The following is a 23,314-nucleotide window of genomic DNA, read 5'->3' on the forward strand; positions in this document are numbered from 1 at the left end:
GTACTAATCTCCCAGTTGAGCCAGTTCGCGATACTGCGCAAGGGCGCGATCGGTTTGCTGGCGATGTTCAAAAAAACGAGCCAGAGCCAAGCCGGAATCACGATTCGGATCGGTCCGCCAGGCTTCGACCAGATAATCTTCCGCCTTGCCCCACAAGGCTTGTGCCTCACACAGTTGACCGAGTGTCAGCATCAGAGCCGGATTCGTACCGTGGCGTTTTTCCAGTTGCTCGGCCAGCGGCAGTACCCGGGTTTCAGGCAACCGAGAGTCCAGCAGGCAACGCAGCAGCACCGGGGCAGGCGCCTTTTCCAGTGCTTTTGATAACCGTTTGAAGGCATTTTCAGCCTGACCATGCACCAGCAGGCAGCGGCACTCTGCGGCCACAATCTCGGCTTTCTGGCGTATGGGCTTAGGCAGTGTCTTTAACGGTGCCAGGGCGTCAACGGAGGTCTGACAGCCCTGCTCAATCAGTTGCAAGGCGACTTGCTGTTGCCACCGCTCGCGATCAGAAGGGTTCAAATTGGGCGCCTTGTTCACGGCCTGCAGTGCAACCTCGGCCTGTCCCTGATCCATCAGCGCGCGCCAGTAATCTGGCTGCAAGGAGCGCACGCGCTGCAAGCCCGGCTGTTGCTGCCACAGTGCCAGTAAGGCGGCTGAATCACCGGAGTGCACCAGTCGTTCAGCCGTCAGGGCGTCAGCTACCAGCACGAGATCCGGGTCTGTCTGTTTAAACTGAGTGACCCGGGCGGGCCAGTCGCCACTGTCTTGCCCTGGAATCAGCGTCAACACGCGTGGCAGACGCTCCGAGCCACCGGCACTAACCACCTTGTGCAATGCCGACAGTGCTGCCTGGTGGTCTCCTTCCAGCCAGGCATTGACCGCCTGGCCAGTCGCGACCCGGGCGGTTTTACGGTCACGCCGGTCGCGGTATTGGCGAACCAGTCGCACCGGGTTAACGCCGCGCAGCAACTTTATGACCAGCCAGCTGGCCAACAATAGAACGAGGAACAGACCCAGGGCACTCCAAAGGGTGATCTCGACCATCCACTGACCCCAGGCGATCATCACATAGCCGGGGTGTCGCACCATGAAGTGGGCCAACAGGCCCGCAGCCAGAATCAGTACCAGCCACACCAGGGCTTTCAGCAGCAGCCGGCTCATGCGTCATCCTCCCCGTTGTCAGCCGATTCAGTCGACTCTTGATCAACCCGGGTCATGTATTGCTCCAGCGCCTCAACGCTGGCGTGGATGTCTGGAAAGTCCGGCGTCAGCGTCAGGCCTTGCAGGGCATCCAGCTCCGCCTCGATGGCGCTGAGTTCCAGTTCAGCCGACATGGCCGCGACGCGGCTCTGCAATTGTGCCAGGGCTTCGTTATAGAGCGGCTGGTTGCGTGCCAGCAGGGCCAACTGCACCTGCTCGGTCAGCAGCAGGCTGTGCTGCTGCCACTGGGCAAACTCAGACAACAACGGCGGCGCCTGATAGGGCACGTCCAGTCGACTGACCGTGACCAGGCTGCTCAGGCTGTCACGGAAGGTTTGCCAGCTCAGCGGTGTCTCACTGCTTTGCTCCCGGGGTTCAAGTCGTTCGGCCGGAGACCACTGGCGACTGGCAATGCGTTCGTTGATGGCTTCAAGGCGAAAGTAGGTGCCGTTCAGGTCGACACTGCCCACCGACTGCAGGGCGAGGCGGTCTGACGCGATCTGGCGGCGTACCGGCAACACCGCAGTTTCGGTCAGCCCGGCCAGCACCTGGTCGGCCGCGTTAAGCAGACTGATGGCGATGGTGGCATCACCATCAAGTTGCAGGCGCCGTTCAGCCAGGCGCAGCAGAGTCAGTGCCTCTTCCAAAGGCCAGCGATCGGCCTCCAAATCCTGACGCCGGCTAAGCCGCTGAGCGGTTTCAATCAGCATGGCTTCGAGTGCCTGCTGTTCCTGCTGAACCTGTTGCGCCAGACGTTCGCGCTCATTCTCCGAAGATTCCAGTCGAACACTCAAGCTCGACACCTGTTGGCGCAGCTCGCTCAATGAACTGACGACGGTGTCGGATTCCTGCTGCAGTACCCGGTATTGCTGCCAACCCCAATACACCAGCCAAGCCAGGCCAGCAACTATCAAGACTAGAACCAGCAGAGAGACCAGCAGTCGATTCGATCGGCCCGAGCCGCCGCCGGCAGCGCCTCGTCTGCGACGCGGAGGCGCACCGGCATTGCCAGTCGGTTTGGCCTTCGGCGTTGGCTTGGGCTGCGGCTTTTCCGGCTCGGGCGCGTCAGACGAGGCATCGGACACTCCGGCTTCTATGCGATCAGCTGGGGGGTCTGCTGCAACGGATGCCGACTTGTCGGTCTTCGCGTCTGCGGCAGGCTTGCCCTCGGCGGGCTCCGGCTGCTCCACGACGGGCTTGTCGTTATCCGGTGTTGGTGTCTTGTCTGACTCGGTGTCTTTATTCATGGGCAGTGCGGCCTTTGCTGTCACAGGGCGGCGGGCTAGGCCCGCGCTCCGGGTTCCATTAATGGGTATCAGTGTAAGGTGAACCGGGCCGTGCCGTCACGCCCTGTCCGGAAAGACATTGCGCAACCGCCTCCGGCGAAGCGCCTGGTGCCAGGCGGCAGTGAGCGATACCCCGCTCCCGCGCCCAGGCCATCAGGCGTGGGGAGGTCAGTAACCAGGTGCCCTGCCAACTGCGCCAGCGGCTGTTCTGGCCGTCCCACAGGGCGTCGCCCAGCAGCTGAGAACTGACCAGTATCGCATCTGTCTGGTCGCTCAGCCGAGCCATGTCTTCCAGTACAGAGGGGTCCAGTGCACGCTCATACACATCAACCGAATGCACTTCTGCACCCCGCTCCCGCAGCACCTGCGGGTAGAGTTCACGCCCGCCAGCTCCCTTCACTACCAGCCACTTGCGCTGGGCTACCGCCTGGGTTGAGGGCAAGGCGAGCACGGCTTCTGCGGTGTGGCCAGTGGCCGGGAATTGCGGTACCAGCCCGCCCTGGCTCAGAACGCGGGCCGTGGCCGGGCCATTGCACAACCAGTTAATTCCGAGCGGGGGTTGCGGCCAATAGTGATCGAGCGCCGCCGCCAGTTGGCTGGCTGCCGTGGGACTGACACAGATGACCCCCTGGTATTCATCGAGATTGAGCCATAGCGCCCGACGTTCAGGCGTTTCCGGGTGCAGCGTCAATCGCCAGGGGTCGTGCAACATCAAGTCGGCATGGGGTGCCAGCTGCGACTGCCAGCGAGCCCAGTCAGGCCTGGCCTTGGCCAGCAACAGGCGCATCAGTCAGACAGTTTGGCCAGAATGGCACCGGCCCCTTGTTCCAACAGTTGCTCGGCCAAGTCGAGCCCCAATGCCGAGGCCTGCGCCAGTTGCTCGGCCTCAGTGCCATGCAGTAAAACCTCGCCCCGGGCTTTCAGCAGGCGTTCGCCATTCACCTCACCCACCCGAGCCTCCATGCTCAGAGCATCGCCTTCCAATAGGGAGAAACCGGCGATGGGTACCTGACAGCCTCCCTCCAGGCGACGGTTCATGGCGCGTTCAGCGGTCACCCGGATATGGGTTTGCGGATGCATCAGGGGGGCCAGCAGACTGCGGGTGGCTTCGTCACCCGCCCGGATCTCAATGCCGACGGCGCCCTGCCCGACCGCAGGCAGGCACAGATTGGTATCAAGCGTGTGGCGAATACGGCTCTCCAGTTTCAAACGGCGCAATCCTGCTGACGCCAGGATAATAGCGTCGTATTCACCGGCATCCAGCTTGCCCAGGCGGGTGCCGACGTTACCACGCAGAAAACGAATGTGAAGATCCGGTCGTGCGGCCAGCAATTGCGCCTGCCGGCGTAATGAAGAGGTGCCGACGACAGCCGCTTCAGGTAAGTCGTTCACGTGAGCAAACTGGTTGGAGACAAAGGCATCTGTCGGGTCTTCACGCTCGCAGATGACGGCCAGTTCGAAACCCTCGGGCATCTCCATGGGCACATCCTTCATCGAATGAACTGCGATGTCGGCGTCACCGTCGGCAATGGCGACTTCCAGTTCCTTGATGAACAAGCCTTTACCACCCACTTTGGCCAGCGGAACATCCAGCATTTTGTCGCCTTTGGTGGCCATTTGGACCAGCTCAACCTGAAGCTCCGGGTGCAACTGGGTCAGGGCAGAACGAACATACTCCGCTTGCCACAGGGCCAGCGGGCTCTTTCGGGTTGCAATACGCAGAATCTGGGACATGAATCTCTTCGCCGTTAAATGAGGCGCAAAGTGTAACAAATAATCGCTGACAAGCGCGTTTGTGATCGACGTCCTAGCCACTGTCACAAACCCTTTGATACGGTTTGTTACGTTATGTCCAGGTCTTGTCACGGTATCCTGCGCTAGCCGATAGCGCCAACAACGATAAAAACACAGAACACGCTGGAGTACGCAATGATCCTATCCACACGCACGATGGCGTTCAGCGCCATGCTATGTCTGCTGCCTGGCTTGTCTCAGGCAGGTTCCGTTGAAGTATTGCACTATTGGACCAGCGGCGGCGAAGCCCGCTCTGTTCAGGTTCTTCAGCAAGCTATGCAGGAAGACGGCCACACCTGGGACGATTTTGTGGTGCAGGGCGGAGGCGGTGGCAATGCCATGGCCACCTTGCAAGACAGGGTGCTGCGCGGTAATCCACCCACAGCAGCCCAGATCAAAGGGCTGGATATTCAACGCTGGGCTCGTCTGGGCTTTCTAAGCAACATTAACGGCCTGGCGGACGAGCAACAGTGGGATGAACGCCTGCCGCCGGTCGTGGCGGCTGCCATGCAATACAATGGCGACTACGTTGCCGTGCCGGTGAACGTGCACCGCACTAACTGGCTGTGGGCCAATAAACGCATTCTCGATTCAGTGGGTGTGGCGGTTCCCACGACCTGGGCAGAATTTGACCAGGCAGCTGATCTGATTGCAGCGGCCGGTTACCGGGTCATCGCCCAGGGTCATCAGGACTGGCAGCACGCTACGCTGTTTGAAGCCGTTGCCTTGTCCGTCGGCGGTCCGGAGTTTTACCAGGCGGCGCTGGTCGAGCATGATTTTCGCGCCATGCGCAGCGACACCATGGATGCGGTGTTCGATCGCTACTACCGGTTGCTTGAGCACATGCCTCTCTCAGACGATCTGGGCGAGTGGAACCAGGCCACCAGTCTGGTCATCAACGGCGAGGCCGCCTTTCAATTTATGGGTGACTGGGCCAAGGGTGAATTCTCCGCAGAAGGAAAAGTCGCCAATACCGACTACGTTTGTGCGCCAGTTCCCGGCACCCAGAATCAATTCCTGTTCAATATCGACAGCTTTGCCATCTTCGACCTGCGCGGCGCAAGCCAGGCCGACCAGACAGCTCAGAATGACCTGGTTCGGAATATTATGGACGATTCATTCCAGCGCACCTTCAATCAAAACAAAGGCTCGATCCCTCCGCGCACCGACATGAGCATGAGCGCCTTTGACGACTGCGCCCGGGTGTCGATGAGCGAGTTCATTGCAGCAGCGGCCAATGATTCCCTGTTGCCCAGCATTGCCCATGGCATGGCGACTACCGGCACCGTTCAGGGCTATTTTTACGAGAAGATCGGCGAACTGACGGTCAACCCGATCTCACCGTCGGAATCATCTCGCGAGCTGGCCAAGGCCATTCGCTATGGCCAGTACGTCATCAAATAGGCCAACGCCCGTTCAGCCAGAGCCCTGGCTGCGCGGGTGCGCCTTCAGGTGCCAGATACGCTGCACGTAATCTTCTATCGAGCGGTCTGAATTGAACTTACCCATGGTCGCGGTATTGATGATGGCGCTGCGTGCCCAGGCTTGCTTGTTCTGGTAGCGCGCCTCAACCTGCTGCTGGGCGTCGCAGTAACTGCGAAAGTCCGCCAGCACCTTGTAGGGATCACCGCCTTTCAACAGGCTGTGCTTGATGGACGACAGGGCGCCGGGGTCATCCGGGGTCAAATAACCGTTATCCAGCCAGTCGAGTACAGCCCTGAGTTCTTCGTCCTGGTGGTACCAGTCAAAGGGGTTATAACCCCGTTCGTCGAGTTGGCGAACCTCCTCCACCGACAACCCAAAAATAAAAATATTCTCTCGCCCGGCCTCTTCGGCAATCTCGATGTTCGCTCCATCCATGGTACCAATGGTCAGGGCACCGTTCAGCGCCAGTTTCATATTGCCGGTGCCCGAGGCTTCCTTGCCCGCGGTTGAAATCTGCTCTGACAAATCAGCGGCTGGTATGATCTTCTCGGCCAGGCTGACCCGGTAGTTGGGCAGCATCACTACTTTTAATTTGCCCTGAATGCGCTCGTCTTTGTTGATGCGTTCCGCTGCGCAATTGATGCCATAAATAATGTCTTTGGCCAGCGCATAGGCCGGTGCTGCCTTGGCACCAAACAGAAACACGCGCGGTACCGTTATCGCATTCGGGTCTTCCAGCAGGCGCCGGTACAACGTCAGGATATGCAACAGGTTCAGATGCTGTCGTTTGTACTCATGCAGGCGTTTTATCTGCACATCAAAGAGGGCGTTCGGATCAATATCGACGCCCGTTAACTGCTTGACCTCTGCCGCCAGATCGACCTTGTTCTGGTGCTTGATCGCCATGAATTCGGTTTGAAAACGATCATCGTCGGCCAGCGCCGTCAGTTGCTCAAGTTTGCTCAGATGTCGTGGCCAGTCGGCCTCAATGTGTTTGTCGATCAGGGTGGATAACCGGGGGTTGCAGGCTTTCAGCCAGCGCCGGGGCGTCACACCATTGGTCACATTGGTGAATTTATCGGGCCAGAGCTTATCGAATTCGGGAAACAGGTCGGACTTGACCAGGTTCGAATGCACCTCGGCGACACCGTTGACGGTATGCGAACCCACCACCGACAGGTGCGCCATGCGCACTTTACGCTGATTCCCTTCTTCAATGATCGACAGCCGGGCCTTCATGCCATCATCACCGGGCCACTGGCGCTCCACTTCCTGACTCAGAAAGCGGTGGTTGATTTCAAAAATAATCTCCAGATGACGCGGCAACACCTTTGCAAAGAGTGGCAGGCTCCAGGTTTCCAGTGCTTCTGGCAGGAGCGTGTGGTTGGTGTAGGAAAACACCGGATGACAAATGGCCCATGCGGCATCCCACCCCAGTCGCTTTTCATCCATAAGTACGCGCATCAGTTCGGGAATGGCCACCGCCGGGTGGGTATCATTCAATTGCACGGCCACCCGCTCTGCGAATTGAGACCAGTCATCTCCGTGGGCTCGCTGATAACGGCGGATGATGTCTGCCAGCGACGCAGCGCTGAAAAAATACTGCTGAATCAGACGCAGTTCCTTGCCGGCGTCGGTTTCGTCGTTGGGGTACAACACCTTGGAAATGGTTTCTGCCTGGGCCTGTTCTACCTGAGCGTCCACATAGCCGCCCGCGTTGAACACATCCCAGTCAAAATAGTCGGTTGCCCGGCTCTCCCAGAGCCGGAGAATGTTCACATTGGAGCCGCTGTAACCGACGATGGGGATGTCCCAGGGTACGGCTTTGACGGTCCGTGCCGGTCTCCAGACCTTGTAGGCGCGCCCGCCTTCGCTCACAGTTTCCACGAAACCATAGAGTTTGATTTCCTGAACCGATTCCGGACGGCACACTTCCCAGGGGTTGCCGTATTCGCGCCAGTCATCCGGCCGCTCGACCTGCCGGCCCCGGCTAAAGCTTTGCTCGAACAGGCCATGCTCATAGTGAATGCCATAGCCTACAGCCGGGTAATTCAAGGTGGCGAGTGAATCCAGAAAACACGCGGCCAGTCGACCCAGGCCACCATTACCCAGAGCCATATCCGGTTCTTCTTCCAGAATATCCGACAGGTTCTGACCCAGATTGGCCAGTGCCTGGTCGGCGATGTCAAACAGTTGAAGATTATTCAGATTGTTGGACAGCAAGCGCCCCATCAGGAATTCCATGGACAGGTAATTCACCGCCCGGGTGTCCTTGGTGGAGTGGGTACGCTGGGTATCGGTCAGGCCGGCCATGACGGCTTCGTTAACAGCGCCAGCGGTCGCTTTCCACCAGCTTTGCGGACTGGCTTTCTCTTCGTAGGTACCCTGAGCAACATGCAGGTGATGGACAATGCTGGCCTGCATGGACTCAACGGTAAGCGGCGCTGGGGAGGTTTTATTCGTCATCGCGATGATGCCCGGATACAAAGGCCAGTGCGTGTGTCACGGCCTTTTCAACCTCGGTTTCCATGGCATGCTGCTCCTGCACCGACAGATAAAACGCCATGTCCACCGAAAACCGGTAATAGCGCGCCGGTAGCTGATTCAGTGCCACACAGGCGATGTCGGCCAGTTCGTTTTCCGGCTTGCCATCGGCTTCCAACCGGCCTTTCAAATCATCGATCACCAGCTTTTCGTAATAATTGGCGATTTGAGTGTCTATGGTCATGCGCGTGCCTCCGAATATCGTGCTTTGAAGACTAGACGAAAATACGCCAACCGACACGGACCGCTGTTTTATTCAACCTCAATACTGGCAACACTCTGGAACCCGCGAGGCAACTTGTTGCCCCGACGCCCGCGCTCACCCAGATAGTGCTCAAGGTCAGCGCCCTTGAGTTTCAGCTTGCGCTTGCCGGAGTGAATGACCAGGGTGTTGTCGCTACCCAGAACCACGGCGCCGATCATGTATTCTTCATGCTCAGACGCACGGGCGGCCGGAATGTTGATGATCTTGTTTCCCTTGCCTTTGGCCAGCTCCGGCAAATCGCGCACCGGGAACACGAGCAAGCGCCCTTCGTTGCTAACGGCTGCCAGGTAGTCGGTTTCCCGCTGATGCACGACCGCCGGGGCCAGTACCCGGGCGTTTTTCGGCAGGCTCAATACCGCCTTGCCCGCCTTGTTTTTGCTGACCATGTCTTCAAAGCGGCCAATAAACCCATAGCCGGCATCGGACGCCAGCAGGTATTGCTGGTTCGGTTCGTCGATCAGCAAGCCGCGCATTTCGGCACCCGGTGGCGGACTGACTCGACCGGAAATGGGTTCCCCCTGCCCTCTGGCTGACGGTAACGCATGAGTTGCCAGGGTGTAGGACCGGCCAGTCGAGTCGAGCAAGACCGTAGGCTGATTGCTCTTGCCCGGTGCGCTGAAGGCGAACGCATCGCCCGCCTTGTAGCTGAGGTTCACGCCATCAATGTCGTGCCCCTTGGCCGCCCGTATCCAGCCTTTTTGCGACAGCACGACAGTCACCGGTTCAGAGGGCAATACTTCTGTCTCACTGAACGCCTGGGCTTCTTCGCGCTGGACCCGTTGCGTGCGGCGCTCGTCGCCAAAGGTATCGGCATCGGCCATGATCTCTTTCTTGATCAGGGTGCGCATGCGCGTGGCTGAACCCAGGGTTTTCTCGATCTTGTCGCGTTCGGCGGCCAGTTCATCCTGTTCACCGCGAATTTTGAACTCTTCCAGCTTGGCCAGTTGCCGCAATTTCAGTTCGAGAATGGCTTCAGCCTGGACATCACTCAACTTGAACCGGTTCATCAGTTCTTGTTTGGGCTCGTCCTCGGTGCGAATGATGTGGATGACTTCATCGATGTTCAGATAAGCGATCAGCAAGCCATCGAGGATGTGCAGCCGGGCGATGACTTTGTCGAGTCGGTGCTGCAGACGACGGCGAACCGTTGTGGTTCTGAAGGTCAGCCATTCGCTGAGAATATGCGTCAGGGATTTAACCTGGGGCCGGCCATCGGTCCCAATCATGTTCAGGTTGATGCGGATGGTTTTTTCCAGATCGGTGGTCGCGAACAGGTGGTTCATGACCGCATCGACATCAACCCGATTGCTGCGCGGTTCTATCACCAGGCGCGTCGGGTTTTCGTGGTCGGATTCATCGCGCAGGTCGACCACCATGGGCAATTTCTTGACCTGCATCTGGTGGGCGATCTGCTCCAGTATTTTGGATCCCGAGACCTGGTAGGGCAGCTCGGTTATGACGATATCGCCACCTTCGGTGCCATACCGGGCCCGAACCTTTACCGTGCCCCGGCCGGTTTCGTAGATTTTTTGCAGGTCGGCCGTTGGGGTGATCAGTTCACCACCGGTCGGGAAATCTGGCCCCTTGATGTGCATCATCACATCCGCCAGCGAGGCATCCGGGGAGTCGAGCAGGTGAATGCAAGCAGCAGCGACTTCGCGGATGTTGTGCGGCGGTATGTCCGTTGCCATACCAACAGCAATACCGGTCGTGCCGTTCAGCAGGATGTGCGGCAAGCGCGCCGGCAACACCGAAGGTTCGTCCAGTGTGCCGTCGAAGTTGGGCACCCAGTCGACGGTGCCCTGGCCGAGTTCATCGAGCAGCAGGCCGGCATGGGCGTGCAGTCTCGATTCGGTATAGCGCATGGCGGCGAAGGATTTCGGGTCGTCCGGCGCGCCCCAGTTGCCCTGACCATCGACCAGCGGGTACCGGTAGGAGAAGGATTGCGCCATCAGCACCATGGCTTCGTAACAGGCGCTGTCACCGTGCGGGTGGTATTTACCCAGCACGTCACCCACGGTACGGGCGGATTTTTTGTATTTGGAGGTGCTTTTCAGCCCCAGTTCACTCATCGCATAGATGATGCGACGTTGCACGGGCTTGAGGCCATCGCCCAGGTGGGGCAAGGCCCGGTCCAGAATGACGTACATGGAATAGTCCAGATACGCCTTTTCGCTAAACTGGCTGAGCGACAGGTGCTCGATGTATTCGCCGGATTGTTCAGTCATTCGATGGGTTCGCCTTAACAGGGTACGCGGTTCTGGGAGGCACCCCGGGATCAGTAGGATCAGACCGGTGTCGGTTTAAACTGGCGCAAGTGTCGCAATTTCAACCGCTTATGACAATCAGGCATGGATTTGTGGGGAAACCGCAGAGCTGTCAACTAGTCGGCATAACCTGTTACCAGAGCCTTTGGGCTCTCATGTTTCTGTGGCAAACTGAAATCAAGTGCGACCGCTATGCCTTTTTTGCCAGAGATCCGTGCCAGCCGCCGGGTCCACCTATCCGGGGTCGGCGGCTGGCACTCGGCGTAGCGGTCAACCTGACCATTAAAACAACGTTTAAAATAACCATAAAAAGGAAACAGGCATGGCCGTATCGCGCCCTATTCGATGGATTCTCAGGACCTTGCTACTGCTGCTGGTCCTGGCGGCAGGCGGTATCGCCTGGCTCTGGTGGCAGTTAAACGGCAGCCTGGCACCGCTGGAAGGGACTCATCCGATGCCCGGGTTAAATGCCGAGGTACGGATCGAGCGCGATGCCCAGGGCATTCCAACGATTTATGCCCAGAACCGGCCCGACAGTGCCTATGCACTGGGCGTGTTACATGCCCAGGAACGCTTTTTCCAGATGGATCTGTTGCGTCGCAATTCAGCAGGTGAGCTGTCTGAACTGGTGGGCGATGCAGCGCTGAACTACGATCAGAGCATTCGTGTTCATCAGTTCCGTAAACGCGGCGAGCGGGCCGTTGCGGCTCTGAAACGCCCGGAATTACTGCGATTGAATGCCTATACCGCCGGTGTCAACGCTGGCCTCGCAGCACTCGATAGCCCGCCTTTTGAGTACCGCCTGTTGCAAACCCAGCCGCGCGAGTGGCAGCCCGCTGACAGCATGCTGGCGTTGTACAGCATGTATCTGGACCTTCAGCCGCAATGGAATGAACGCGAGCGTTCTCTGGCGGTGATGGAGGATCTATTGCCGACCGATTGGTTTGCGTTCCTGACACCCGCCGGCGGCGAGTGGGACTCCCCGGTGCACGGGGAGGCCTATCAGTGGGCGCCGTTCTTCCCTGAACAACCGCTGGCTGAGTTACAAACCCCACAGGAGCTGGCCGTACTGAACGATCTGTCACCCTGGCAATACCGGGACACCGTAGAGCTTGGTTCCAACAACTGGTCTGTCTCCGGTGAGCTGACCGGTTACGAGGCAGGTATGGTGGCCGATGACATGCATCTGGGCCTGAGTGTGCCCAACATCTGGTACCGGGCCAGTTGGACGGTTGCCGGGGCTGACCGTCGCATCACCGGCGCTACCCTGCCCGGTGCTCCGGCCATGGTGGTTGGCTCGAACGAGCACATTGCCTGGGGCTTTACCAATTCGAACGGCGATTTTCACGACACCATTGTGCTGCAAACCAATGCGGAAGAATCGGAATACCTGACACCGGATGGCTGGCAGCCTTTTACCATAGACAATGAGGTCGTTCAGGTAAAAGGCGGCGAATCAGTCACCGTGGCGGTTAAGTCAACGCGCTGGGGGCCGGTCATCGGCACCGATCATTTCGGTAATATGCTGGCCATGCGCTGGGTGGCCCATGATCCGGAAGGCGCCAATCTGGACCTGACCAAAATGGAAACCGCCGATACGGTTTATGATGCACTGATTGTCGCGGCAACCTCGGGAGTTCCCGGGCAAAACCTGAACGTGGTAGACGTGCGTGGCAACCAGGCCTGGACCATTATGGGCCGTCTGCCACGCCGCTTCGGGTTTACCGAGGCGGGCATTTCGCCGAGTGAACCCGCCGACTGGTCATCGGGCGAGCTGGGCTGGAACGGCTATTTAAGCCCGTCGGAGTTCCCGCAAATTGTGAACCCGGAAGATGGCAGAATCTGGACGGCCAACGCCCGCATTGTATCCGATGAGTTACTGGACCTGGTCGGCCGCAGTGATTACGCCCTCGGCGCGCGCCAGCAACAAATAGAGAAAGGGCTGTTTGCCCGGGAACAGTTCACCGAGCAGGATTTTCTGGACATTGCGCTGGATGACCGTGCGCTCTTCCTGCAACGCTGGCAGCGACTGCTGCTGGCTGTGCTTGAGAATGATGAGAGCCCGGGGTCGGCCGAACGCTCTGAATTAGCTGCGTACGTGGCCCAATGGGAAGGGCGGGCCAGCAAAACCTCGGTTGGGTATCTGGCCGTGAAGCGCTTCAGAGAACGCACGATTGATCACACCGTGGGGGCAATCTATCGCCAGCTCGACAGTGCCAGTAATGTGTTCTGGCCGGAGCGGGTGGACAACTTTCTGGAATACCCCGTCTGGGCGCTGGTGACGCAACAACCAGAGCAACACCTGCCACTGGGCTACGAGGACTGGGATGATTTCATGCTGTCGATGGTGGATGAAACCCTGGCGATTATGACCGCCGATGGCGAACCACTGGCTGACCAAACCTGGGGCAAGGCGAATACCCTGTCGATCCGGCACCCGCTGAGTGGTGCGGTGCCTCTGCTGTCTCGCTGGCTGGACATGCCGGAAGAGCCCATGGATGGCGATACCTACATGCCACGGGTTCAACGCACCGACAATGGTGCTTCGGAGCGCATGGTGGTCGCGCCGGGTCAGGAGGAAAACGGGATTTTTCACATGCCGGTCGGCCAGAGCGGCCACCCAATGTCACCCTACTACGATCGCGGTCATCGCGACTGGGTTGAAGGACGCCCAAGCCGGTTCATGCCCGGGCCAACCCAATGGCGCATGACGCTGGAGCCGATGTAACCACCCAAGAGCCGGAGTCTATTTAAACTGTCTTGCCATGAACCCGTGCCAGTCATCGGATTGGCTTATCCGGGGTCGGCATTAACCCATCCATGGGGCCTAGACCGCAGCATCCATGCTGCGGACTACCCCGGATAAGCCAACCCGACGCCCAGCACTGAGCTACTTCTCACCTCAATACTGGCGAATCCTCTGTTTGATGCCTGCCAGCTGCTTAACGATGATACTTAGGACTCAGCTCGACCACCGCCTCAACAAACGCCCCTGCATGTTCAGGATCAACAAACTGGTGAATGCCGTGGCCAAGGTTGAAAACATGGCCTGAGCCTTTGCCATATTCCGCCAGAATGCGTTCGACTTCGGTACGAATACCATCCGGTGCGGCATAGAGTACCGAGGGGTCCATATTGCCTTGTAAGGCGACCTGCTCTCCAACTCGTGCCCGGGCATCGGCCAGAGACGTGGTCCAGTCCAGACCCAGCGCATCGGCGCCAGACGCCGCCATCGACTCCAGCCACTGCCCCCCGCCTTTGGTGAAGAGAATAACCGGTACCTTCCGCCCCTGATGGGTCCGTTTCAGGCCTTTCACGATGCGGGTCATGTAATCCAGCGAGAAGGTCGGATAGACCGAGTGGCCGAGTGCGCCACCCCAGGTATCAAATATCTGCACGGCCTGAGCGCCCGCTTCGATCTGGGCATTCAGGTAGTCGGTGACGGAATCGGCCAGACGGGTCAGCAGCGCATGCAGGGTATCCGGGTCGTTGTACAGCATGGCTTTGATGTGACGGAAATCCTTGGAGCTGCCGCCTTCAATCATGTAGGTCGCCAGCGTCCAGGGACTGCCGGAAAAGCCGATCAATGGAACCCGACCGTTCAGAGCACCGCGAATGGTGCTGACGGCATTCATCACATACCCCAGATCACTGGCCATATCGGGCTTGTGCAAGGCTTCTACATCCGCCATTGAACGCACGGTGCGTTCGAAGCGTGGGCCTTCACCCGTCTCGAAATACAGCCCAAGACCCATGGCATCTGGGATCGTCAGGATGTCAGAAAACAGGATAGCGGCATCCAGCGGGTAGCGTTCTAGCGGTTGCATGGTGACTTCACAGGCGAAATCGGCGTTCTTGCACAGACTGAGGAAATCGCCCGCTTCGGCCCGCGAAGCCCGGTATTCCGGCAAATACCGCCCAGCCTGGCGCATCATCCAGACCGGCGTCCGGTCGGTGGGTTCGCGCATCAGGGCGCGTAGCAAGCGGTCGTTGGTCAGTTCAGCCATGGGGGTCAGATCCTGTAGAAAAAGTGGGCGCATTATACGCATAGCCATCGCCACTGACGAATTCAGCTGCTCAACTTTGGTGATACACTGGCGGCGTACTCTTAAGACATCGATGAAGGAGCCCGCGTGAATTTTCTGGGCCACTGGCTGTTTTCAGACCCTACCCCCGACGCCCTGATCGGCTCACTCTGGCCCGACTTCGCCCGAAGACCCGACCCGAACACCGTTTCAGAAGAATTTCTGATTCATTTCGACCGACACCAGGCCATCGACAAGCTAACTGATACCACTCCGTTGCTAGAACCACTGCGAGTCGCCTTGCGACCCAAACTGCGCAAGACCACGCCAATCGTTGTGGATATGTTGATTGATCATCATCTGGCGAAGCATTGGACCGATTATCACGATGAACCCTTGAGTGAGTTCACCCGGAAACGATACCTGATTGCCAATCAGTTCAGGGCACTGCCTCTACCCGAGAGAATGGAAAGAACTCTGTTTTTTATGGAACGAGATGACTGGCTGGCAGCTTATAAGGACCCTAAGCATGTGGTGAAAGCGCTGGGAGGGATGTCCAGGCGTATTCGGTTTGAGGATTCGATGTCCGAATGGGGAAACTGGGCTACACGACGTGCCAATGAGCACTTTGAGAACTTACAACAATACATATACTCGTTGCCTTCGATTGAATCGAATTAGGCAAACGAAGGCGACACTAACTGAATACAATAAGTCGGGGTGCCTTGCCAAAACAAGACACCCCTGTTCTTAAAGATTAATTGGAAACCGGAATAACAATCGCTGACTTAACGCCGCTCGGCGTTTCTACTTCTACAATCATATTGCCATTCCCTGGGTCCGTATCTGGCTCAAATAAAATGACCACTGTGTATCCTGTAGTTGATACACCATCCGGAACATCGCTTTCCCCGATGATGGTCGCAGTTCCATAGCTCGTTTGAACGGACACACTTGATCCCGCAGGTGGCTGATTACCATTCACATCTTCCAAGAAAATATTGAACGTCTGTTCACCAGTAGCACTTCCAGGAGTCGGAGTAATATTGATGGCGCTTCCCGCCATCAATATTTGAATATCATCCCAAACTTCAACACTGTCTGCACAATGTCCTGCAGTTTTGGCAGCCTCCGAACAACTGTATCCTCTAAAAAGTGGACTGCTGGCATTGTAGGTTCCATCTTCGTTGTAGTCGTAATAAGACTCAAAAGCAGCATCATAGGTACCGTTCTTATTTCGGTCATAAAACCTTTCTGGTGTGGACAAAAATGATTCGCCTGGATCAAACAATTGGTTTGCGGCTCCGGTTTCATAAAAGCTATCTTCACCGGCTGTCCACGCTGTGATTGTGGCAAGACCATCAGCAGGCAAAGGCGATGTTGACCGGTCACCACCTGACGTCCAAGTTACTGAGCATCGTCCTTCCGTTGTGGTACACGTGTCAGAAATCAGACCAAATTCAGTCCAGAAACTGATTTCAGTACCGTCAGGCACCGGATTGTTATGGTGATCTCCAGCCGTTACGGTGAAATTTATTTCTTCGCCATCACGATTCCATGCCTCGGGTGCGAAGAGATCAGCAGCAAGACTAAAACTGTCGATCTCCGCTGGTCCAGAGTTGACGGCTATTGGATATGAAACCGTCGAAATCTCTCTGCCATCATCAGCTGTAAAGGTAGCAATTACTCGAACACTAATGGCAATTGAACCAGCTTTGACACGGGTGGTTACAATGCCTGCTTCGTTAGACTCTGCTGTATTATTTGACAGTGTAGTTTCACCATCTTCACTCGTAAGGGCAAAAGTAACAGTCTGCCCAGAAACCGGTTTTCCTCGATCATCAAACAACGTGAATGTGACCGTTGCGATACTTGGCTGGCTCCCGCCCCAGTATGTATTGTATGCGATTGAAGTGACGTCTGTGCCGGAATAAGCGACAAAGCCGACATCGGCAGGACTAACATTTACAGTAGCTGTAGCTCGTGCATCGCCAATTGAAGCCAATATAACGTCATCGCCGACGCAACCTTCTGGCAAATATGTCGTTGTTGCGCTGCCTGTACCGGTAACCACACTACTGCTAGAAAACGTTGCTTTTCCATCCTGCAAACAAGCAGACGTGAATTCAACCGTAACAGGGGCACCGTTATAAAGTGCGTCGTTATCATTGCTATCGACGATATTGACGGTTACTGCTGTCTGCCCTTCGGCTCCGATGGACGCTGTCGCCAGTGTCAGAACTCCTGCGTCAAACGAACCGCCAGACCCTGAGCCCAGCACAATCTCAACACCTTCGTCCGTCGTAGTAGACCCCCCGGTGTCACCTCCTGTCTCACCACCAGTACCGCCGCCGGTATCACCGTCGCCATCATCACTTCCATATCCATCGCCATCACAGGCAACCAGGGCTAATGACAGCAACAAGGCCATCCCTACTTTTTTATCGAACATCAGACGAGCTCCCATTCGGGCTTTGTATAGTGACTGTAAGGTCTAAGATAATCTTACCGGGCGCTGCAATCAAAAAAAAACGGCGTAAAACGCCGTTTTTTCCAGATTTAAGACTCAGGTCACACTTCGAGGTAATCCAATATCCCCTCAGCAGCCTTACGGCCCTCGTATATAGCGGTGACCACCAGGTCTGAACCCCGCACCATGTCACCACCGGCGAAGATCTTCTCGTGGCTGGTCTGGAATGGGTACTCCTGGTGCTCAGCGGCGCTAACCCGCTGCCAGTCGTCCAGCGTGATGTTGTTGGGCTCGAACCAGTCGGCCGGGCTCGGCTGAAAGCCGAACGCGACGATCACGGCGTCTGCAGCGAGTATTTCTTCCGAGCCGGGAATCACTTCCGGACGCCGACGACCGTTTTCATCCGGCTCACCCAGCTGGGTGGTCACCAGTTTGATGCCCTCTACCTTGCCATCGCCGACAATTTCAACCGGCTGGCGGTTAAACAGGAACTCGACGCCCTCTTCTTTGGCGTTGGCGACTTCACGGCGCGAACCCGGCATGTTGGCTTCGTCACGACGGTAGGCGCAGATCACCTTGGCGGCCTGCTGGCGTATGGAAGTTCGGTTGCAATCCATGGCGGTGTCGCCACCGCCAAGCACCACGACCCGTTTGCCTTCCAGGTTGATGTAATCCGCCGGGTCTTTTTCCCAGCCTTTGGTGTGGTTGACGTTGGAGATCAGGAATGGCAAGGCTTCGTGCACGCCGTCGAGATCTTCACCCGGGAAGCCGCCTTTCATGTACTTGTAGGTGCCCATGCCCATGAATACAGCGTCGTAATCAGCCAACAGCTGTTCGAAGTCGATATCGACGCCGATTTCGGTGTTCAGGCGGAATTCGATACCCATGTCTTCGAAGACATCACGGCGCTTGGCCATGATGGACTTTTCCAGCTTGAATTCCGGAATGCCGAAAGTCAGCAGACCGCCGATTTCGGGGTATTTGTCGAATACCACGGCTTTTACGCCATTGCGTGCAAGAACGTCGGCGCAGCCAAGCCCGGCAGGGCCGGCGCCAATGACAGCCACCTTCTTGTTGGTCTGGGTCACTTTCGACAGGTCGGGCTTCCAGCCCATGGCGAAGGCGGTGTCGGTAATGTACTTCTCGGCATTGCCGATGGTCACCGCGCCAAAGCCGTCGTTCAGCGTGCAGGCGCCTTCGCAGAGACGATCCTGAGGGCAGACCCGGCCACACACTTCAGGCAGGGAATTCGTCTGGTGGCACATTTCGACCGCTTCGAGCACATTGCCCTCGCTGACCAGTTTCAGCCAGTTGGGAATGAAGTTATGTACCGGGCACTTCCACTCACAGTAGGGGTTACCGCATTCTAGGCAGCGGTGCGATTGCTCCGCCGCCTGCTTCTGGCCAAAAGGCTCGTAGATTTCCACAAACTCGTGTTTGCGGGTATGGATGTCTTTCTTGGCAGGCTCGCGACGGCCGACATCGACAAACTGAAAATCGTTGTTCAAACGCTGTGTCATAACCATTCTCCGTCGGATTACTCTGGGCGGGCCCGGGTGTTGGACAACAAATCGGACAGGCTGGCGGCCTTCGGCTTCACCAGCCAGAAGCGACTGACGTAGTCGTCGTAGTTATCCAGCAGCTCGGCGCCCCAGGCGCTCTTGGTGTCGTCAACGAAGCGACCGATCACACCAAAGAGGTGATCCCGGTAGGTTTCCATGCTTTCGGTGCCGATGCGGTGAATGTCCACCAGTTCACGGTTGTACTTGTCCGGGAATGTGTTCTCCAGATCCAGCACGTAGGCAAAGCCGCCGGTCATACCGGCACCGAAGTTACCACCCACATACCCCAGCACAGCGACCATACCGCCGGTCATGTATTCACAGCAGTGGTCGCCAGCACCTTCGATCACGGCCACACAACCGGAGTTGCGCACCGCGAAGCGTTCACCGGCTGAACCGGCGGCGAACAGGGTACCGCCGGTAGCGCCGTACAGGCAGGTGTTGCCCATGATCGAGGTTTTCTGCGTTTCAAAGGCACTGCCTTTGGGCGGCCGGATAACGATTTTGCCGCCGGTCATGCCCTTGCCGACGTAGTCGTTGGCATCGCCGTCGAGCACCAGGTTCAGACCGCCCGCGTTCCATACCCCGAAGCTTTGCCCGGCAATACCGGAAAGATTCAGAGTGATTGGCCGGTCACTCATGCCCTGGTTGCCGTAGCGCTTGGCGATCTCGCCCGAGGCCCGTGCGCCGATGGAGCGGTCGCAGTTGCCGATGGTGAAGTCAAATTCACCGCCGGTCTTATTCTCGATGGCCGGCAGAATGGCGTCGAAAATCTCGCGTTGCTTGGTGCCTTTATCGAACGGAACGTTGCGCTCAATTTCGCACTGCTGCGGCTTGTCGGCCGGCACCTGATCACTGAACAGGATGTTCGACAGGTCCAGGCAGTTCTGCTTGTCGGTCTGGCCCTTTTTAACAGTGATCAGATCGGTGCGACCAATCACCTCGCCCAGGCTGCGATAGCCGAGCATGGCCAGGTGCTCACGCACTTCCTCGGCCACGAAGCGAAAATAGTTTTTCACCATTTCAACCGTGCCGCGGAAGTGCTGGTCGCGCAGATGATCGTCCTGCGTCGCCACCCCGGTGGCACAGTTGTTCAGGTGGCAGATGCGCAGGTATTTGCAGCCCAGAGCGACCATGGGCGCAGTACCGAAGCCATAGCTTTCAGCACCGAGCATGGCGGCTTTGATCACGTCCAGCCCGGTTTTCAGGCCGCCATCAGTCTGAAGGCGAATCTTTCCACGCAGATCGTTGCCGCGCAGCGTCTGCTGTACTTCAGCCAGGCCCAGTTCCCACGGGGAGCCGGCATGTTTGATCGAGGTTAACGGACTGGCTGCAGTGCCGCCATCGTAACCAGAAATAGTGATCAGATCGGCATAGGCTTTGGCGACCCCGGCGGCAATGGTGCCGACACCGGGTTCCGACACCAGTTTGACGGAGACCAGGGCATCCGGGTTGATTTCTTTGAGGTCAAAAATCAGCTGCGCCAGGTCTTCAATGGAATAGATGTCGTGGTGCGGTGGTGGCGAGATCAGCGTCACACCGGGCACCGAAAAGCGCAGTTCGGCGATCAGTTTATTGACCTTACCACCGGGCAACTGGCCGCCCTCACCGGGCTTGGCGCCCTGGGCGACTTTGATTTGCAGCACATCGGCACTCATCAGATAAGCCGGGGTTACCCCAAACCGACCTGAGGCCACCTGCTTGATCTTGGAACGGCGATTGGTGCCATACCGCTTCGGGTCTTCACCGCCTTCGCCCGAGTTGCTGCGACCACCTAATTCATTCATGGCAATGGCCAGCGCTTCGTGCGCCTCCGGCGACAGGGCGCCGAGCGACATGGCGGCGGAGTCAAACCGCTTGAACAGGGCTTCGGCTGGCTCCACTTCCGACATGGGAATCGCTTTGCGATCTGACGTCAGTTCGAACAGGTCGCGAATGGTCGCGACCGGGCGGCTGTTCACGTAGTTGGCGTAGTCGCGGTAGCGGGATTCATCACCGTTCTGCACGGCATCCTGCAAACTGGTAACAACATCCGGGTTGTAACCATGATATTCGCCACCGTGAACATACTTGAGGTAACCACCTTGCTGGATCGACTTGCGCGGTTTCCAGGCGGTTTTGCCCAGCGCCTGCAGCTCTTCATGGAAGTGCCTGAAACCTGCGCCCTGAATGCGGCTGGGCACACCTTTGAAGCAAAGGTTGACCACTTCGTCCGCCAGGCCCACAGCTTCAAACAGCTGGGCGCCCCGGTAAGAGGCAATGGTGGAGATGCCCATCTTCGACATGATCTTGAACAGGCCCTTGTTAACGCCCTTGCGGTAGTTCTTGTGCAACTGGCGCGGGTCACCCTGCAGTTCGTTGGTGCGGATCATGTCATCCAGAACTTCATACACCAGATAGGGATAGACCGCCGTCGCACCGAAGCCAATGGCCACGGCAATCTGATGGGGGTCACGAATGGCGCCGGTATCCAGCACAATGTTGGTATCGCAACGCAAACCGTGATCAACCAGGTGATGATGCACAGCCCCGGTAGCCATAACGGCTGGAATGACCAGCTGACCTGCTTTCAGGTCACGGTCTGACAGCACAACAATCTTGACGCCTTCACGGCTGGCTTCTGCCGCCGTTTTGCACAAGCGGTCCAGTGCCTGCTCCAGGTCGCCATCGGCCGGGTACGCCAATGGCAATACCTGGTGACGGAACTCCGGTGCTTCCTGATGCAGAAAGTTCTGGAACTTCAGTGGCGACAACACCGGCGACGTCAGAATCAGACGCTTGGCATGGTCTGCCGTGGGTGCAAACAGATTCCGCTCCGGCCCCAGGCAGGTTTCCAGCGACATGACCACCGCTTCACGCAAGGGGTCGATCGGCGGGTTGGTAACCTGGGCAAATTGCTGGCGGAAATAATCGGTTACCGGACGAATGTGCTGTGACAGCACCGCCATCGGGGTATCGTCCCCCATGGAGCCTACCGCCTCTTGGCCACTTTCAGCCAGCGGACGCAGCACCTGGTCGCGCTCTTCAAAAGAGACCTGGAACATTTTCTGGTAGGCCAGCAGCTGTTCAGGCGACAGCGACGAACCGTCTACTTCTTCGGCCAGTTCCAGCTTGCTGCGCAGGCGCACTGCGTTGTTTTTCAGCCAGTCCTTATAGGGGTGGGTTTTCTTCAGCCGGTTATCAATTTCTTCGGTTTGCAGGAACTCACCGGTGTGAGTATCCACTGCGACGATGCGACCCGGACCAACCCGGCCCTTGGCCACAACATCTTCCGGCTTGTACTGGAAGGTACCAATTTCTGAGGCCAGGGTGATAAAGCCATTTTTAGTAATGACCCAGCGCGCTGGACGCAAGCCATTACGGTCGAGCATGCAGACGGCGTAGCGACCATCAGTCAGTACGATGCCGGCCGGGCCGTCCCAGGGCTCCATGTGCATGGAGTTAAATTCATAGAAAGCCTTCAGCTCGCCATCGATGTTCTCGACGTTGTGCCAGGCAGGTGGAATCATGGTGCGGCAGGCACGAAACAGGTCCATACCGCCGAGCAGCATCAGCTCGAGCATGTTGTCCATGCTGGAGGAATCCGAACCGGTCGTGTTGACCACTGGCTGCAGTTCTTCCAGGTTTGGCAGGTGCGGGGATTCAAACTTGCTCGCCCGAGCCCTTGCCCAGTTGCGGTTGCCCTGAATGGTGTTGATCTCACCGTTGTGTGCCAGCAGACGAAACGGCTGGGCCAGCGGCCACTTGGGCATGGTGTTGGTGGAAAAGCGCTGGTGGAATACGCAAATTCCGGTTTCCATGGATTCACTCGCCAGGTCCAGATAAAAACGCGGCAAGTCTTCCGGCATAACTAGGCCTTTATAAGACAGCACGGTGTCGGACAACGAGCAGATATAGAATTCGTCATCGTCTTGCATGGCTAGCTCCGCCTTGCGGCGGGCGCTGTAGAGCTTCACGGCAAGGCCGTCAGGCGATTCGGCTTTAACGAACACCTGCTCGATCACCGGCAGGCAATCGAGCGCCATGGGGCCGCAGACTCGGGTATCGGTCGGCACGGTACGCCAGCCAACCAGTTCCAGGCCTTCGTTGGCAAGCGCTGTCTCCAGCGCGGTACGGCCAGAGGCTGCCCGGGCTTCGTCGGCGTTCAGGAAGATCATGCCAACAGCATAGTGTTGACCCAGATCGGTCTGGAACAGGACGTCAGCCTGCTCACGCACAAAAGCATCAGGCATTTGCAGCAACAGACCACAGCCGTCGCCGGTTTTGCCGTCGGCGGCAATACCACCACGGTGCGTCATGCAGGTCAGAGACTCGATGGCGGTTTGCAGCAATTCATGGCTGGCCTGGCCCTGCATATGGGCGATCAGACCAAAGCCACAGTTATCACGGAATTCATCAGGCTGATAAAGACCGGTGGGGCGATCGAGGCGGTCAGACAGTGAATGATTGTCTGTTTGATGGAGACCCTGTTTCATA

The 23,314-nt window shown here is 57.6% G+C and carries 14 protein-coding genes; 3 read left to right on the forward strand and 11 right to left on the reverse strand.

What is annotated here, in order from left to right:
* Nucleotides 1–3 precede the first annotated feature (3 nt).
* From ABJT94_RS15285 to hemC, 4 genes are read right to left on the reverse strand one after another with little or no spacing between them, the layout of a single operon-like run.
* Complete coding sequence (locus ABJT94_RS15285; RefSeq protein ID WP_348477711.1) at nt 4–1,161, reverse strand: heme biosynthesis HemY N-terminal domain-containing protein; 1,158 nt, start codon at nt 1,159–1,161, stop codon at nt 4–6.
* The gene (locus tag ABJT94_RS15290) at nt 1,158–2,447 is read right to left on the reverse strand and encodes a uroporphyrinogen-III C-methyltransferase (protein WP_348477710.1); all 1,290 of its coding nucleotides are present in this window, start codon (nt 2,445–2,447) and stop codon (nt 1,158–1,160) included. The genes ABJT94_RS15285 and ABJT94_RS15290 overlap by 4 nt, the downstream gene beginning before the upstream one ends.
* A 58-nt stretch (nt 2,448–2,505) precedes the next feature.
* Nucleotides 2,506–3,273: a uroporphyrinogen-III synthase gene (locus ABJT94_RS15295; protein ID WP_348477709.1), complete on the reverse strand. Its 768-nt coding sequence runs from the start codon at nt 3,271–3,273 to the stop codon at nt 2,506–2,508.
* Nucleotides 3,273–4,220 carry a hydroxymethylbilane synthase gene (hemC, locus tag ABJT94_RS15300; protein ID WP_348477708.1) on the reverse strand — a complete coding sequence of 316 codons (948 nt, stop codon included), beginning with the start codon at nt 4,218–4,220 and terminating at the stop codon, nt 3,273–3,275. The genes ABJT94_RS15295 and hemC overlap by 1 nt, the downstream gene beginning before the upstream one ends.
* Nucleotides 4,221–4,415: 195 nt before the next feature.
* On the opposite strand from hemC, the gene ABJT94_RS15305 reads away from it, so the two are divergent.
* A complete protein-coding gene (locus tag ABJT94_RS15305; RefSeq protein WP_348477707.1) occupies nt 4,416–5,684 on the forward strand; it encodes an ABC transporter substrate-binding protein in 1,269 nt (422 codons plus the stop codon).
* Nucleotides 5,685–5,696: 12 nt separating this feature from the next.
* Here the strand turns inward: ABJT94_RS15305 and ABJT94_RS15310 are convergent, their stop codons facing one another.
* From ABJT94_RS15310 to parC, 3 genes are all read right to left on the reverse strand, one after another.
* Nucleotides 5,697–8,171, reverse strand: coding sequence for a glycogen/starch/alpha-glucan phosphorylase (locus tag ABJT94_RS15310; protein ID WP_348477706.1), 2,475 nt, complete (start codon nt 8,169–8,171; stop codon nt 5,697–5,699).
* Complete coding sequence (locus ABJT94_RS15315) at nt 8,161–8,433, reverse strand: late competence development ComFB family protein (RefSeq protein ID WP_348477705.1); 273 nt, start codon at nt 8,431–8,433, stop codon at nt 8,161–8,163. Before ABJT94_RS15315 ends, ABJT94_RS15310 begins: the two co-directional genes overlap by 11 nt.
* 68 nt (nt 8,434–8,501) lie before the next feature.
* Nucleotides 8,502–10,742 carry a DNA topoisomerase IV subunit A gene (gene parC, locus ABJT94_RS15320; protein WP_348477704.1) on the reverse strand — a complete coding sequence of 747 codons (2,241 nt, stop codon included), beginning with the start codon at nt 10,740–10,742 and terminating at the stop codon, nt 8,502–8,504.
* A 361-nt stretch (nt 10,743–11,103) separates the two neighbouring features.
* Between parC and ABJT94_RS15325 the strand changes: the two genes are divergently transcribed.
* Nucleotides 11,104–13,509, forward strand: coding sequence for a penicillin acylase family protein (locus tag ABJT94_RS15325; RefSeq protein ID WP_348477703.1), 2,406 nt, complete (start codon nt 11,104–11,106; stop codon nt 13,507–13,509).
* A 214-nt stretch (nt 13,510–13,723) separates the two neighbouring features.
* Here the strand turns inward: ABJT94_RS15325 and hemE are convergent, their stop codons facing one another.
* Nucleotides 13,724–14,788 carry a uroporphyrinogen decarboxylase gene (hemE, locus tag ABJT94_RS15330; protein ID WP_348477702.1) on the reverse strand — a complete coding sequence of 355 codons (1,065 nt, stop codon included), beginning with the start codon at nt 14,786–14,788 and terminating at the stop codon, nt 13,724–13,726.
* Nucleotides 14,789–14,914: 126 nt separating this feature from the next.
* Between hemE and ABJT94_RS15335 the strand changes: the two genes are divergently transcribed.
* Nucleotides 14,915–15,487 (forward strand): ACP phosphodiesterase, encoded by a 573-nt coding sequence (locus ABJT94_RS15335; RefSeq protein ID WP_348477701.1) that lies wholly within the window; start codon nt 14,915–14,917, stop codon nt 15,485–15,487.
* Between the two features lie 76 nt (nt 15,488–15,563).
* Here the strand turns inward: ABJT94_RS15335 and ABJT94_RS15340 are convergent, their stop codons facing one another.
* The 3 genes from ABJT94_RS15340 to gltB all read right to left on the reverse strand — a co-directional run bounded on the left by ABJT94_RS15340 (nt 15,564) and on the right by gltB (nt 23,313).
* Nucleotides 15,564–17,258 carry a hypothetical protein gene (locus ABJT94_RS15340; RefSeq protein ID WP_348477700.1) on the reverse strand — a complete coding sequence of 565 codons (1,695 nt, stop codon included), beginning with the start codon at nt 17,256–17,258 and terminating at the stop codon, nt 15,564–15,566.
* 119 nt (nt 17,259–17,377) lie between these two features.
* Nucleotides 17,378–18,796, reverse strand: a complete 1,419-nt coding sequence (locus tag ABJT94_RS15345) for an FAD-dependent oxidoreductase (protein ID WP_348477699.1) — start codon at nt 18,794–18,796, stop codon at nt 17,378–17,380.
* A gap of 17 nt (nt 18,797–18,813) precedes the next feature.
* The gene (gene gltB, locus ABJT94_RS15350) at nt 18,814–23,313 is read right to left on the reverse strand and encodes a glutamate synthase large subunit (RefSeq protein WP_348477698.1); all 4,500 of its coding nucleotides are present in this window, start codon (nt 23,311–23,313) and stop codon (nt 18,814–18,816) included.
* Between the last annotated feature and the right edge of the window lies 1 nt (nt 23,314).

It is taken from the genome of Saccharospirillum sp., from assembly GCF_039982735.1.
Lineage (GTDB): Bacteria > Pseudomonadota > Gammaproteobacteria > Pseudomonadales > Natronospirillaceae > Saccharospirillum.

Coding starts and splice junctions, on each gene's coding strand:
- ABJT94_RS15290 (WP_348477710.1), bottom strand. CDS start 2,447: ATGAATAAAGACACCGAGTCAGACAAGACACCAACACCGGATAACGAC.
- ABJT94_RS15295 (WP_348477709.1), bottom strand. CDS start 3,273: ATGCGCCTGTTGCTGGCCAAGGCCAGGCCTGACTGGGCTCGCTGGCAG.
- hemE (WP_348477702.1), bottom strand. CDS start 14,788: ATGGCTGAACTGACCAACGACCGCTTGCTACGCGCCCTGATGCGCGAA.
- ABJT94_RS15325 (WP_348477703.1), top strand. CDS start 11,104: ATGGCCGTATCGCGCCCTATTCGATGGATTCTCAGGACCTTGCTACTG.
- ABJT94_RS15310 (WP_348477706.1), bottom strand. CDS start 8,171: ATGACGAATAAAACCTCCCCAGCGCCGCTTACCGTTGAGTCCATGCAG.
- ABJT94_RS15315 (WP_348477705.1), bottom strand. CDS start 8,433: ATGACCATAGACACTCAAATCGCCAATTATTACGAAAAGCTGGTGATC.
- gltB (WP_348477698.1), bottom strand. CDS start 23,313: ATGAAACAGGGTCTCCATCAAACAGACAATCATTCACTGTCTGACCGC.
- ABJT94_RS15340 (WP_348477700.1), bottom strand. CDS start 17,258: ATGTTCGATAAAAAAGTAGGGATGGCCTTGTTGCTGTCATTAGCCCTG.
- ABJT94_RS15345 (WP_348477699.1), bottom strand. CDS start 18,796: ATGACACAGCGTTTGAACAACGATTTTCAGTTTGTCGATGTCGGCCGT.
- parC (WP_348477704.1), bottom strand. CDS start 10,742: ATGACTGAACAATCCGGCGAATACATCGAGCACCTGTCGCTCAGCCAG.
- hemC (WP_348477708.1), bottom strand. CDS start 4,220: ATGTCCCAGATTCTGCGTATTGCAACCCGAAAGAGCCCGCTGGCCCTG.
- ABJT94_RS15285 (WP_348477711.1), bottom strand. CDS start 1,161: ATGAGCCGGCTGCTGCTGAAAGCCCTGGTGTGGCTGGTACTGATTCTG.
- ABJT94_RS15305 (WP_348477707.1), top strand. CDS start 4,416: ATGATCCTATCCACACGCACGATGGCGTTCAGCGCCATGCTATGTCTG.